11 protein-coding genes and 1 pseudogene are annotated in these 13,782 nt (G+C 41.2%); 6 read left to right on the top strand and 6 right to left on the bottom strand.

From position 1 onward, the window contains the following. Positions 1-4: 4 nt before the first annotated feature. Positions 5-3,184 (bottom strand): multidrug efflux RND transporter permease subunit AdeG, encoded by a 3,180-nt coding sequence (gene adeG, locus EGT34_RS05070; protein WP_001027064.1) that lies wholly within the window; start codon positions 3,182-3,184, stop codon positions 5-7. Positions 3,185-3,190: 6 nt separating this feature from the next. Next, positions 3,191-4,411, bottom strand: coding sequence for a multidrug efflux RND transporter periplasmic adaptor subunit AdeF (gene adeF, locus EGT34_RS05065; protein WP_000010648.1), 1,221 nt, complete (start codon positions 4,409-4,411; stop codon positions 3,191-3,193). 197 nt (positions 4,412-4,608) lie between these two features. Between adeF and adeL the strand changes: the two are divergent. The 5 genes and pseudogenes from adeL (at position 4,609) to EGT34_RS05040 (ending at position 8,876) form a co-directional block, all read left to right on the top strand. Next, positions 4,609-5,639 (top strand): annotated as a pseudogene (gene adeL, locus EGT34_RS05060) (multidrug efflux transcriptional repressor AdeL). Between the two features lie 174 nt (positions 5,640-5,813). Continuing rightward, positions 5,814-6,599: an ABC transporter substrate-binding protein gene (locus EGT34_RS05055; RefSeq protein ID WP_000135840.1), complete on the top strand. Its 786-nt coding sequence runs from the start codon at positions 5,814-5,816 to the stop codon at positions 6,597-6,599. Between the two features lie 91 nt (positions 6,600-6,690). Continuing rightward, complete coding sequence (locus tag EGT34_RS05050) at positions 6,691-7,380, top strand: ABC transporter permease (RefSeq protein WP_000010368.1); 690 nt, start codon at positions 6,691-6,693, stop codon at positions 7,378-7,380. Then, positions 7,377-8,090 (top strand): ABC transporter permease, encoded by a 714-nt coding sequence (locus EGT34_RS05045; protein ID WP_000569984.1) that lies wholly within the window; start codon positions 7,377-7,379, stop codon positions 8,088-8,090. The genes EGT34_RS05050 and EGT34_RS05045 overlap by 4 nt, the downstream gene beginning before the upstream one ends. Before the next feature lie 9 nt (positions 8,091-8,099). Then, complete coding sequence (locus EGT34_RS05040; RefSeq protein ID WP_000438616.1) at positions 8,100-8,876, top strand: ABC transporter ATP-binding protein; 777 nt, start codon at positions 8,100-8,102, stop codon at positions 8,874-8,876. A gap of 71 nt (positions 8,877-8,947) precedes the next feature. On the opposite strand, the gene abeS is transcribed toward EGT34_RS05040, so the two are convergent. From abeS to EGT34_RS05020, 4 genes are all read right to left on the bottom strand, one after another. Further along, a complete protein-coding gene (abeS, locus tag EGT34_RS05035) occupies positions 8,948-9,277 on the bottom strand; it encodes a multidrug efflux SMR transporter AbeS (protein WP_000121131.1) in 330 nt (109 codons plus the stop codon). A 236-nt stretch (positions 9,278-9,513) separates the two neighbouring features. After that, a complete protein-coding gene (locus tag EGT34_RS05030) occupies positions 9,514-9,777 on the bottom strand; it encodes a YfhL family 4Fe-4S dicluster ferredoxin (protein WP_001196300.1) in 264 nt (87 codons plus the stop codon). Positions 9,778-9,779: 2 nt separating this feature from the next. Then, positions 9,780-11,150 (bottom strand): tRNA 5-hydroxyuridine modification protein YegQ, encoded by a 1,371-nt coding sequence (yegQ, locus tag EGT34_RS05025; RefSeq protein WP_000845857.1) that lies wholly within the window; start codon positions 11,148-11,150, stop codon positions 9,780-9,782. A gap of 56 nt (positions 11,151-11,206) precedes the next feature. Beyond that, positions 11,207-12,673: a PLP-dependent aminotransferase family protein gene (locus EGT34_RS05020; protein WP_086241997.1), complete on the bottom strand. Its 1,467-nt coding sequence runs from the start codon at positions 12,671-12,673 to the stop codon at positions 11,207-11,209. Positions 12,674-12,902: 229 nt separating this feature from the next. Between EGT34_RS05020 and EGT34_RS05015 the strand changes: the two genes are divergently transcribed. Next, positions 12,903-13,772 (top strand): PhzF family phenazine biosynthesis protein, encoded by an 870-nt coding sequence (locus tag EGT34_RS05015; RefSeq protein ID WP_000117598.1) that lies wholly within the window; start codon positions 12,903-12,905, stop codon positions 13,770-13,772. Positions 13,773-13,782: the final 10 nt, after the last annotated feature.

The following is a 13,782-nucleotide window of genomic DNA, read 5'->3' as shown; positions in this document are numbered from 1 at the left end:
CTCCTTAATGATCGTGTGGGCTAGCTAACGGCGCTTCATGAACTGCCGCAGAATGTAGTTTATGTTTGCTGTTGAGGGTACGAATCAGAACGTAAAAGGCCGGGGTGAGGAATAAACCAAAGAATGTTACACCGATCATACCGAAGAATACGGCAACACCCATCGCATGTCGCATTTCAGAACCTGCGCCAGTTGAAGTAACCAGTGGCACTACACCCATAATAAATGCAATAGAGGTCATTAAAATTGGGCGTAAACGTAGACGACTTGCTTCAACGGCTGCTTTAAAGGCAGTCGCACCTTGCATTTCAAGTTCCCTTGCAAATTCGACAATCAAAATAGCATTTTTACAGGCTAGCCCGACCAGTACCATTAGACCGATTTGAGTAAAGATGTTGTTATCTCCAGCTGTCAACCAGACACCTGTCAGAGCCGCTAAGATTCCCATTGGTACAATTAAGATAACTGCTAATGGTAGGGTTAAGCTTTCATACTGAGCAGCTAACACTAAGAACACGAGTAATACGCTAATAGGGAATACCCAAAGTCCAGCATTACCAGCCAAGATTTTTTGGTAAGTTAAATCTGTCCATTCAAACTTGATACCACGCGGTAGAGTTTGTGCAGCAATACGTTCAACCGCAGCTTCTGCTTGGCTAGATGAATAACCTGGGGCAGGGCCGCCGTTAATATCTGCTGATGTGTAACCGTTATAACGAACGACCATTTCAGGACCATAGGTTTGAGTTACATTCACCAATGAAGATAATGGCACCATTTGTCCGGCACTATTACGGGTTTTAAGCTGCAAAATATCTTCAGGGTTAGCACGGAAAGGCGCATCGGCTTGTGCACGAACCTGATAAACACGTCCAAAGCGGTTAAAGTCGTTAACGTACTGAGAACCTAAATAAATCTGCATAGTGTTGAAAACATCTGTCACAGCAACGCCTTGCTGTTTAGCTTTTACACGGTCCAGATCTACATTCAGTTGAGGCACGTTAATTTGATAACTTGAGAACATTGGACCAAGTTCAGGGGCTGATTGTGCTGCTTTCATAAAATTTTGAGCAGCATCGTTCAAGGCTGAATAGCCTAAGGCACCTCGGTCTTCAAGTTGCAGTTTAAAGCCGCCCATAGTACCTAAGCCCATCACTGGTGGTGGTGGGAAAACCGCGATATAGGCATCTTGAATAGCTGAATATTTCTGGTTGAGCGCACCTGCAATTGCATTTGCAGATAAGTCTTTAGCTTTACGTTCATCGAATGGCTTTAAGGTCACAAAGACAATACCAGCGCTAGAGCTGTTGGTGAAACCATTAATTGAGAGGCCAGGGAAGGCAACAGCACTTTCTACACCAGGCTGTTTAAGTGCAGTATCACTCATTTTACGGATGACTGCTTCGGTACGATCTAATGAAGCGCCGTTTGGTAATTGAGCAAAGCTAATCAAATATTGTTTGTCTTGAGCAGGAACGAAGCCACCCGGAACAATATAAGAAATCCCAACGGTTAAGCCTAACAGTGCTGCATAGACACCCATTGCTGATGCTTTATGGGAGATAACACGACTTACGCCTTTACCATAGTTGTCTGACGCACGTGTAAATACGCGGTTAAACAATGCAAAGAAACGCCCAAATACACGGTTCATAATACGTGTTAAGGCATCCGGTTTAGCATCATGTCCTTTCAGTAACAGCGCTGCCAAAGCAGGAGATAGGGTAAGCGAGTTAAATGCCGAAATAACCGTTGAAATGGCAATGGTCATGGCAAATTGTTTATAGAATTGCCCTGTTAAGCCTGTCATAAAGGCAAGAGGTACGAATACTGCAACAAGTGTTAAAGCAATGGCAATAATCGGTCCACTGACTTCTCGCATGGCACGGTAAGTCGCTTCTCTTGGGTTTAAGCCTGCTTCAATATTCCTCTCGACATTTTCGACGACCACAATCGCGTCATCGACCACAATCCCGATGGCAAGCACCATCCCGAACAGTGATAGCGCATTGATTGAGTAACCAAAAGCGAGCATGAGCGCGAATGTACCAATAATTGAAACTGGTACGGCAAGCAATGGAATGATTGAGGCACGCCATGTTTGTAAGAATAAAATAACGACCACAACAACCAGTGCAATTGCTTCAAGTAAGGTGTGAACGACCGCTTTAATACTGGCACGTACGAATTGAGTCGGGTCATAAACAATGTCGTATTTAATTGAAGATGGAAAATCTTTTGAAAGCTCCTTCATCGTGCTACGCACTTGATCGGAAACTTGTAAAGCATTCGCACCCGGAGCTTGGAAAATTGGAATTGCGACAGCTTGTTTATTATCAAGCAATGAACGTAAGCCATATTGTGAAGCTGCGAGTTCAACACGTGCAACATCACCCAATCGGGTAACCGCGCCATCAGGGGCAGTTTTTAAAATGATATCTGCAAATTCTTGTTCAGTCGTTAAGCGGCCTTGAGCATTGACTGAAAGCTGTAAAGGTGAATTACTTGGTGAGGCACCGATTGTACCCGCTGCAACCTGAATATTTTGTTCACGGATTGCATTCACAATTTCGGTCGCGGTGAGGTTACGCTGCGCTACTTTTTGCGGGTCGAGCCATACGCGCATTGCGTAGTCACCAGAACCAAATAAACCGACTTCACCTACACCCTGTAAACGTGCCAAACGGTCTTTTACGTTGAGCACCGCATAGTTACGTAAGTAGGTCATGTCATAGCGATTATCTGGGGAGGTTAGATGCACCACCATGGTTAAAGTAGGCGAGCTTTTTAGTGTGGTTACACCTAAACGCTGTACATCTTCCGGTAAACGAGGCATGGCCTGAGATACACGGTTTTGAACCAATTGTTGGGCTTTGTCTGGGTCGATACCGAGCTTAAAGTTCACCGTAATGGTTAGGTTACCGTCGCTGTTTGCTTGAGATTGCATATACAGCATGTCTTCGACGCCGTTGATTGACTCTTCGAGCGGAGAAGCAACCGTTTCAGCAATCACTTTTGGGTTTGCACCCGGATATTGGGCACGTACCACCACAGATGGTGGAACAACCTCGGGATATTCAGAAATCGGTAACTGAAATACCGAAAGGAGACCGGCGAGTAAAATCAAGACTGATAGCACACCAGCAAAGATCGGCCGATCAATAAAAAATTTAGAAATATTCATATGTGATTAACCTTTTGCCGGAGTTGATGTTTTATCTGTTGGCTGAGGTTGAGGAGGAGTAGCGCTAGCAGTGATTTGTGAATTTGGCATAGGAACGAGATGCGGTGTAACAGGGTCACCCGGACGAATCCGTTGTAAACCATTCACTACAATACGATCACCCGCTTGTAATCCACTATTTACGATTTGCAAGCCATCTTGTTGGGCACCGAGTTTTACTTCGCGGTAAGCAGTTTGATTTTTCGCATCCACTACTACGACAAAACGTTTATCTTGGTCGACACCAACCGCGGTTGGACTAATCAGAATCGCTGGGCGAGGTTGGCCTCCACCTAAACGAATTCGTGCATATAGGCCTGGTAATAAAACACCGTTTGGATTGTCAAAAGTTGCGCGAACACGGATCGTACCTGAGGTTGTATTCAGGTTGTTGTCGATTGAGTTGATTGTACCTTCGCGAGTAAAGCCTGTTTCATTGGCAAGTCCCATATAGACAGGTACTTGTGCTGAATTACGCTGATTACTGATATATTTCAGGTAAGTTTGTTCATCAACATCGAAAGATGCGTATAGGCGTGATACAGACACTAAACTTGTTAAAACCTGTGCGCCATTACCTGCAGAGACGACATTACCCACGGTCACTTCAGCTCGTGAAATCCGGCCGCTGACAGGTGCTGTAATACGGGTGTATTCTAGATTTAAACGTGCAAATTGGACAGCAGCTCTAGCGGCTTGTAGGTTAGCATTCGCTGAACGTGCATCATTTTCGGCTAAATCCAGTTCTTGGCGAGAAACAGCATTACTCTGAATGAGACGTTGAATACGCGAAAGATTGCTTGCGGTATATGTTACCTGTGCTTCAGCTGAAGCAAGCTGGGCTTTTGCACGGTTCAGTTCTGCTTCAAAAGGACGAGGGTCGATTGTGAAAAGTAAATCACCTTTTTTAACGAGGCTTCCATCTTTGAAATGTACGGCAATGAGTTTTCCTGAAACTTGAGGCCGAATATCAACTTGATCAATTGCTTCTAAACGACCGGAATATTCTTGCCAATCGGTAATGGTTTTGCTTACTACTGGGGCTACATCAACAGTAGCAGCTTGTTGGGCAGTGGTTGGTGCAGCTTTTGCATCGGCATTTTCATGTAACAACATAAAACTGCCACCGGTTGCTAAAATAGCGACAAAGATGGCAGACAGTGCAAACTGTTTGCGGGAAAATGACATGAGGTGCTCCTAGTTATTTGGATACCTGTTTTCAGACTTTTAGTTATGGTCCGTATGGGAGAAACAGGGTTTATGGAATGGACGGAGCATAAAAGTTTGTCAATCACGAATAAATATATTAAATTTGATAACACTATTCGTATTTTTATAACAATTGATGTGTTTGCACTAGAAAATGCATTAATAGGAGTGGGCGTGTGGATTTATTTCATGCCTTGAGAGTATTCAACAAAGTTGTTGAAACAAATAGTTTCAGTTTAGCAGCTGATAGTTTGGGTTTACCGCGTGCTTCTGTGACTACAACCATTCAGGCTTTAGAGAAGCATTTGCAAGTTCGATTGCTTAATCGGACAACACGAAAAATTAGCCTCACACCGGATGGCGCCGTATATTATGATCGGACAGCCCGTATTTTAGCGGATGTTGCCGATATTGAATCTTCTTTTCATGATGCAGAGCGGGGGCCAAGAGGTCAGCTTCGTATTGATGTGCCTGTGTCCATTGGCCGTCTAATTTTAATTCCAAGGCTCCGCGATTTTCATGCACGCTATCCTGATATTGATTTAGTAATTGGTCTGAACGACCGACCTGTAGACTTGGTTGGAGAAGCGGTTGATTGTGCAATTCGGGTGGGTGAATTAAAAGATTCAAGCTTAATTGCGCGTCGTATCGGAACTTTCCAGTGTGCAACAGCTGCTTCACCGATTTATTTAGAAAAATATGGCGAACCTACCTCAATTGAAGATTTGCAAAAAATCATAAAGCGATTCACTTCTTTTCAAGCCGTACCGGACGCAACTTCGATTGGGACTTTGTGGTTGATGATTTAATTAAAAGTGTGTCAGTACGTGGACGTGTTTCGGTAAATGACGGTGATGCTTATATCGACTTGGCTTTGCAAGGTTTTGGCATAATTCAAGGCCCACGTTATATGCTCACTAACCATTTAGAATCAGGTTTGTTAAAAGAGGTATTGCCTCAGTGGACGCCAGCACCGATGCCGATTTCAGCAGTTTATCTTCAAAATCGTCATTTATCGCTTAAAGTAAAAGTGTTTGTAGATTGGGTCGCTGAACTTTTTGCAGGCTGTCCATTACTTGGCGGTACAGCTTTACCTTTCGACCAGAAATGTGAATTTGCCTGTGATAAAGAAACTGGTCATGAATATACAATTCGTACTTTGGTCGAGCAGCATAATATTGCGGAAGCTTATACGCTCAAAACTTAATCTTAAAATTTGATTGATTTTTCAACATTTAATCCGTTAATACAGATCATTGCTTAGACATCTTCATAAATCCTTAACTTATGGTATAGAAATTGCTGTTATTTCAGCAGATGAGTAAGTTCGAAATACTCAAGTTTTTATCACCTTATTTGTGTTTTAAGGAGAAGCTTCAAGATGGCAAGCTTTATGAAAAAAATATTCGTTTCAACAACCTTAGTTCTGGCTGCTGTTGCGACGAATGTCCAAGCAAAGGATTGGAAGGTGATTCGTTTTGGTACTGAGTCGTCTTATGCACCGTTTGAATATAAAACACCGGATGGCAAGTTAACTGGTTTTGATGTTGATTTGGGTAATGCTATTTGTGCAAAACTTAAAGCCAAATGTGTTTGGGTTGAAAACTCTTTTGACGGGATGATTCCCGCACTTAAAGCGAAAAAATTTGATGGCATTCTTTCATCAATGACTGTTACTGATGAACGTGCAAAACAAATTTTATTTAGTAGCAAAATCTACAACACACCAACGCGTATGGTTGCAAAAAAAGGTTCACCGTTATTACCAACACCTACTTCATTAAAAGGTAAGCGTGTCGGTGTACAGCAGGGCACAATTCAAGAAACTTACGCTAAAACCTATTGGGCTCCAAAAGGTGTAAGTGTTGTCCCTTATCCAACTCAAGATTTGATTTACCAAGACATGATGTCTGGTCGTTTGGATGCAACTTTACAAGATGCAATCATGGTTGATGGCGCTTTCTTAAAACAACCGAAGGGTAAAAACTTCTCTTTTGCCGGCGGCAATGTAGTTGATGTCAAAACATTGGGTGTAGGTGCGGCTATCGGTTTACGTAAAGAAGATGCAGACTTGAAAGCGAATATTGACAAGGCACTCGCTGCAATCATTGCGGATGGTACATACAAGAAACTCGAGAAAAAATACTTCTCTTTTAGCATTTACTAATGATGTGAAAAATGTCGGCTAAGTGCCGACATTTTTAAATCTATTCTCATCTCATCAATATTAGATATTGTTTTTAAGGAGAAGATGAGTCATGTCTTTTTCTGGCTACGGGCCACTCCTTCTTAGCGGAACATGGATGACCATACAGCTTGCGCTGTTATCACTCTTGCTTTCTGTCATTATTGGCTTAATTGGTGCGAGTTCAAAACTCTCTAATATTAAAGCCTTACGTTATATTGCAACCGCCTATACCACGCTCATCCGTAGTGTGCCTGACTTAGTGATTATGCTGCTGTTATTTTATAGCTTGCAGTTGGGTCTAAACCAAATTACTGAAGCACTGCAAATGGATCAAATTGATATCAACCCATTTGTGGCTGGTGTGATTACCTTAGCGTTCATTTATGGTGCATATTTTACCGAGACCTTTCGTGGTGCATTTCAATCGGTTCCAAGGGGACAAATTGAAGCAGCAATGGCCTATGGGATGACGCCGTGGCAGGTTTTTCACCGTGTATTATTCCCTCAAATGATGCGTTTTGCATTGCCCGGTATTGGTAACAACTGGCAAGTTTTGATTAAGGCGACCGCACTGGTTTCCATTATTGGCCTGACTGATATTGTAAAAATTACGCAAGATGCGGGTAGAAGTACCATGCAACTGTTCTTTTTTAGCATCGTCGCTGCTGCCATTTATTTGGCAATTACCACAGTGTCGAACCTGATCTTAATATGGCTTGAACGTCATTATTCTGCTGGTGTGAGGAAGGGACAATTATGATTGAAATCCTTCAACAATATTGGCAGGCATACCTTTGGACCGATGGCCTACAAATGACCGGTGTCGCGATGACTGCTTGGTTATTGGTGCTTTCTATTGGTATTGGATTTGTGCTTGCTGTGCCTTTATCACTTGCACGAGTATCAGAAAATATCTGGTTGCGTGGTCCAGTTTGGTTGTTTACTTATGTTTTTCGTGGCACACCACTGTACATCCAACTACTGATTATTTACTCGGGTATTTATAGCTTTGATTATGTCCACGAGCATCAGACACTCGATGCATTCTTTCGAGAGGGCATAAATTGCACCATTTTAGCATTCGCGCTCAATACTGGTGCATATACCACTGAAATCTTCGCTGGAGCGATTCGTTCTATTCCACATGGTGAGATTGAAGCTGCCCAAGCTTTTGGTATGTCAAAATGGAAACTCTACACACGTATTATCATTCCGTCGATGTTACGCCGTGCATTGCCGTTTTACGGCAATGAAGTCATTTTAATGTTGCATGCCACAACCATTGCATTTACAGCAACAGTTCCCGACATTTTAAAAATTGCGCGTGATGTAAATGCGGCAACCTATGACACTTTCAGTGCTTTTGGAATTGCTGCGGTGTTGTATGCGGTGTTGGCTTTTATTTTGATTTGGATATTTCGTAAGTTGGAAAAACGTTGGTTGGCATTTTTAAAGCCATCGAATCATTAGGAGACATAAATGGAACAGGTTGCAAAACTAGTGATTCGCGATTTACATAAAACATTCGGCGATCATGAGGTACTTAAAGGGATATCACTTGATGCAAATGCCGGTGATGTAATTAGTATTATTGGTTCATCTGGTTCAGGTAAAAGTACCTTGCTGCGTTGTATCAACTTTTTAGAACAACCGAGCAATGGCACGATTAAGCTCAATGGTGAAAAATTACGCACGGTCTTTGATAAAAAAGGCAATTTAAAAGTGGTTGAACCAAAGCAACTACAAAAAATGCGTACCCAGCTGATGATGGTATTTCAGCACTTTAATTTATGGTCTCACATGACAGTACTGGAAAATGTCATTGAAGGGCCAATCCATGTACTTGGAGTAAAGCGTTCTGAAGCGGAAGAACGTGCGCGCAAATATCTACGTAAAGTGGGATTACCTGAAAGTGTTGAAAGTAAATATCCGGCATTTTTATCTGGTGGTCAGCAACAACGTGTAGCGATTGCTCGTGCTTTGGCTATGGAACCGGAAGTGATGTTGTTTGATGAACCAACCAGTGCGCTTGACCCAGAGTTGGTAGGTGAAGTACTAAAAGTAATGCAGGGCTTGGCTGAAGAAGGACGTACCATGATTGTGGTGACACATGAAATGGGTTTCGCGCGTCATGTATCTAATCAGGTGATTTTTTTGCATCAAGGGAAAATTGAGGAACAGGGCCATCCTGATGAAGTATTCAATAACCCGAAAAGTGAACGTTTAAAGCAATTTTTGACGGGCAGTTTAAAATAAGCTGCTGATACCGAGTATGATGAAATTTTTTAAAAGGCTTCTCAGCATACTCGGTTGCTTTTTATTATATTTTATAGATGGGTGTTTTTAGAAAACACATTAATAATCACAATGCCTGCAATCATTAAAGCTAAACCAATGCAGGCAGCCAAGTCTAAATGCTGTTTGTAAAATATCCAGCCAATTGCAGAAATTAAAATAATACCTGCGCCTGACCAAATGGCATAGGCAATCCCGATCGGAATTGTTTTGAGCGTAAGAGATAATAAATAAAAAGCAACTGCATAACCCACAACCGTAATAATAGACGGAATTGGAACAGTAAAACCTTGAGATGCTTTTAATGCTGAAGTTGCAATAACTTCACAAGCAATCGCAATTGCTAAATAAAGATAAGACATGGGAAGCTGCGCCAGAAAGGGTTTTAATCAATCTACATGAGATGTTGGTATAGTTTGACCAGTTTTAACGATTGTTCAATTTTTTTGGTACAAAAGTACCAGTAAATGGAACTAAACTGATAAATTGATTTTATCACTAGCAATATGCTCTAAACCATTTCTTCGTTTATTTAATAGCTGGTCAGCATAGTCATAAAAAGAGGATCAGCGATTTTAACTTGATCCTCTAAATGGTTTTAAAAAGAGAATGAGCCAATTAAATTCAGGCCTTTAAATTTCTCTAATAATTGTTCTTTGTTTTCAATATGCGCAGGGTCTTGTTTAATGCAATCGATTGGACAAACCGCCTTACATGTTGGTGCATCATAAAAACCTACACATTCTGTACAACGAAGTGGATCGATTTCATAAACTTTGTTGCCTTCAAAAATAGCCGTATTGGGGCATTCTGGTAAGCACATATCACAATTGATGCAGTCACTCGTAATTAAAAGTGCCATATTTAACTCGCTGAATAAGCCAATGTAGATGCAGTAATACTTTCTTTTGCATGCGGCAAATTACGTATGAGTAGGGCATAACTGATATCAACATCTTGTGAAAGTGGAATCTCAACAAAATGTCCCGAACCTTTAGCATCTGTAATTGGGTTGCCTTTTAAATCGCGCATTTCGGTTAAGTTAAAGGTGATATTGCCTTGAGGCGTCATCAGCTCAAGTGAGTCACCCACCACAAAACGGTTTTTAACTTCAATCCGAATATAATTATCGCGACGTTCTACAACCTCTCCACAAAATTGTTGGTAGTCGAAATGTGATGATCCATCAGCATAGTTTTGATATTCGCTATGTACATGCCGTCTTAAAAAGCCTTCGGTATAACCGCGATTTGCCAACCCTTCGAGTTGGGTCATTAAGCTTGGGTCAAAAGGTTTACCTGCTAAAGTATCATCAATGGCTTTTCGATAAATTTGAGCAGTACGGGCACAGTAAAAATAGGATTTAGTACGGCCTTCAATTTTGAGTGAGGCGATGCCCATTTTTGTTAAACGATCTACATGTTGTACCGCACGTAAATCTTTGGAGTTCATAAAATAGGTGCCGTGTTCATCTTCTTCGGCAGCAAACATTTCTTCATCATTACGTTGTACGAGTAAAGTTTGAACCGAGGTTGTTTCTGATTGTCCTGATGAGCAGCAAGACTTTTCTGGTGTATTTAGTTGAGTGACTGGAATTACATCGCCGTTTAAATCTTCTTGAGCTTCATGCAGTTTATAGTCCCAACGGCAAGCATTGGTACAAGCACCTTGGTTGGCATCACGCTTGTTCATATATCCAGAAAGTAAACAGCGGCCTGAGTAGGCCATGCATAGAGCGCCATGTACAAAAACTTCGAGTTCAATATCTGGTACGTGTTGCTGGATTTCTTCTATTTCTTCTAAAGATAATTCACGAGATAAAATTACACGGCTTAGGCCGTAGTCTTTCCAAAATTTAACAGTGGCCCAGTTAATAGCGTTGGCTTGAACCGATAGATGAATTTGCATTTCTGGAAAATGCTCACGTACCATCATAATTAAGCCGGGATCAGACATAATCAAAGCATCTGGCTGCATAGCCACAATCGGCTCAAGATCACGAATAAAGTTTTTTAATTTGCTGTTATGTGGCTGGATATTCACCACAACATAAAACTTTTTACCTAAAGCGTGGGCTTCATCAATTCCGATTTTTAAATTGTCATGGTCAAAAGCATTATTTCGTACACGTAAGCTATAACGTGGTTGTCCTGCATATACGGCATCTGCACCATAGGCAAATGCATAGCGCATGTTTTTAAGTGAACCTGCGGGAGAGAGAAGTTCGGTTTTCATAAAATAAAAGGCATAAAAAATATATGGTTTTATTTTATTAACTCTATATTTTCGATTCAACCTACTGAATTAGTAGGGATTTGATCTATATCTTTTTGTACAGGTAGCATATTTTTTGCTAACTCTCCTAAACGCATCAAAGCATTTAACATTTTAGGATTTAACTCAAAACAAGCTGCAATACGTAAACAATGACTAAAACGTTTATCAGCCGAGCACAAAATTCCCGGCATACATAAGATTTTTTCATCCATGGCCTGATGAAACAGTTCTAGGGTATCAATTGATTCGGGTAGCTCTAACCATAAAATAAATCCCGCTTGTGGACGACTGACTCGAGTACCGACTGGAAAATAACGACAAATATAAGATTTGATGGTGTCAATTTGTTGTTGATAGCGTTTTTTGAGCTGACGTAAATGCAGATCATATCCGCCATTTTCTAAAAAAAGTCCTAACGTTTCTGTGAGTAAAGCTGGCTCAGCAACAGTGGTTGTAAATTTAAGCTGCTGCACAATATTACGGAAGCGTCCAGCTTCTAGCCAACCAATTCGATAGTCGGGTGCCACAGTTTTCGTGTAGCTGCCACAGACCAAAACCCATCCATTTTGGTCAAATGCCTTAATGTTGGGTAGTAGAGGCTCGGTGAGTTGTAATTCGGCATACATCGCATCTTCAATAACAGGAATTTGGAACTGATTAGCGAGCTCTGCTAAACGACGTCGGTTGTTTTCAGGCATGCTAAAACCAAGAGGATTATGTCCTGTTGGAATAGTTAATATGGCTTGTACACTTTGAGATTTTAATAGTTCTTCAAGTGCGTCTAGACACATCCCTGTATGCGGCGAAGTCGGCACTTCTACAATTTTTCGTCCTAAATTCTGAAGAAGTGGATATAAGTTATGAAAAGTAGGAATCTCAAGCGCTATGCTGTCACCTGCTTGGGTGGTTGCCATAATCGCGAGACTTAAAGCCTCCATAGTGCCATGAGTCAGCACAATGTCATCTGCGGATAGAAACATACCAAGCTGTAAACTACGTCTAGCAATTTGAGTACGTAAACGTATAGAGCCGGGCGGTAAAGTATAGCTTTTAAAAATATCCGGCTGTGTTCGTAAAACCTGAGCAGTTAAACGTTTTAAGCGTTCAATCGGGTAGAAGTTTTCACCAGATGGGCAAGCTAGGGCCAAATTGATATAGTCGGGGTCCATCTGCTTTTTAACAATTTGCGCGAGAAAACAGCTAATTCCTGAAAGGGGCACTTTTTCTTCACTGATATAACGCTCCTCAAGATCTGGCAAGTTTGAAGGTGCATGACAAACATAGTAGCCAGACTGTGGGCGAACAGAAATTAAACCTTGGTCTTCAAGCTTCCGATAAGCTTCCTTTACGGTGTTAATACTAACTTGATAATGTTGGGCACAGTCTCGAATTGATGGCAACCGAGAACCCACAGGTTGCCTGCCATTCTGAATTTGAAGAGTAAGGTCATCACTCACTTTTTTATATTTGTACATATCAATTTATTAAAAAGCAAAAGCAATGGATACACTTTATAGTGATCTCATATTTAACTCAAATATTGTGATTAATTTAGATTAATGCTTTTAATGGAGGATTTAGTTTTAAGAACTGTGTCTGTTATTTTTCATATTAACTGATACTGTGACCATTAAAAATAAAACAGTAAGATCAAAAAATGGTGAGGATTTAAAGCCATATTTTAAATTACAAAATCAGTAGGAGTGGTCTATGTCTGTTGTTGCATTTAAACAAGTTGATGTTTTTACTTCACAAGCATTTAAAGGAAACCCCGTTGCGGTCATTATGGACGCCAGTACCTTAACGTCTGAGCAGATGCAAGCTATTGCGAACTGGACCAATCTTTCTGAAACCACATTTGTATTGCCAGCCACTGATTCACAAGCTGACTATCAGGTTCGAATCTTTACTCCACAAAGTGAGTTGCCGTTTGCAGGACACCCTACCATTGGTACAGCCTATGCTTTGCTTGAGGCAGGTCTAATTAAAGCGAAAGAAGGTCGGCTGGTCCAGCAGTGCGCTGCTGGTTTGGTGATGCTGACCGTGAATGACTCAAATCATATTTCCTTTGAGTTACCTAAACCTAAAATTACACCACTCGATACACTGCAAACCGAGAGATTGGCCGAGATTTTAAAATGTAAAATTAATACTCAATGGAATGCCGCATTGGTAGATGTCGGAGCCCGCTGGGTTGTATTGCAAGCTGTTAATGCTGAGGCTGTTTTGGCAAGTCAGCCTGATCTAAACGCTTTAAAGCAATTTAGTTTAGATATGAAAGTAACAGGCTCTACAATTTATGGATTTTATGAAGAAAGTAATGAGCAAAAGCGCATAGAAGTTCGTTCATTTGCTCCAGCATATGGAGTTAACGAAGATCCTGTTTGTGGTAGCGGTAATGGTAGCGTGGCATCTTTCATTCGTTACCATAGTATTTTGCCTGCACAAAATGATGTGGTGCTTTCTTCTCAGGGGCAAGCTTTAGGGCGTGAAGGACAGCTTCAACTTGAATTACATCAAGATAAAATTTTAGTGGGTGGAGCTGCTGTTACTTGTATCGACGGTACGATTAAGTTGTAAAAACAGAAAT

Source organism: Acinetobacter sp. FDAARGOS_558 (assembly GCF_003937785.1).
GTDB classification, from domain to species: Bacteria; Pseudomonadota; Gammaproteobacteria; order Pseudomonadales; family Moraxellaceae; genus Acinetobacter; species Acinetobacter baumannii.
The sequence above is the reverse complement of the archived record's forward strand: the minus strand, read 5'-3'. Positions and strand labels throughout refer to the sequence as shown.

Coding starts and splice junctions, on each gene's coding strand:
- adeG (WP_001027064.1), bottom strand. CDS start 3,184: ATGAATATTTCTAAATTTTTTATTGATCGGCCGATCTTTGCTGGTGTG.
- adeF (WP_000010648.1), bottom strand. CDS start 4,411: ATGTCATTTTCCCGCAAACAGTTTGCACTGTCTGCCATCTTTGTCGCT.
- EGT34_RS05055 (WP_000135840.1), top strand. CDS start 5,814: ATGGCAAGCTTTATGAAAAAAATATTCGTTTCAACAACCTTAGTTCTG.
- EGT34_RS05050 (WP_000010368.1), top strand. CDS start 6,691: ATGTCTTTTTCTGGCTACGGGCCACTCCTTCTTAGCGGAACATGGATG.
- EGT34_RS05045 (WP_000569984.1), top strand. CDS start 7,377: ATGATTGAAATCCTTCAACAATATTGGCAGGCATACCTTTGGACCGAT.
- EGT34_RS05040 (WP_000438616.1), top strand. CDS start 8,100: ATGGAACAGGTTGCAAAACTAGTGATTCGCGATTTACATAAAACATTC.
- abeS (WP_000121131.1), bottom strand. CDS start 9,277: ATGTCTTATCTTTATTTAGCAATTGCGATTGCTTGTGAAGTTATTGCA.
- EGT34_RS05030 (WP_001196300.1), bottom strand. CDS start 9,777: ATGGCACTTTTAATTACGAGTGACTGCATCAATTGTGATATGTGCTTA.
- yegQ (WP_000845857.1), bottom strand. CDS start 11,150: ATGAAAACCGAACTTCTCTCTCCCGCAGGTTCACTTAAAAACATGCGC.
- EGT34_RS05015 (WP_000117598.1), top strand. CDS start 12,903: ATGTCTGTTGTTGCATTTAAACAAGTTGATGTTTTTACTTCACAAGCA.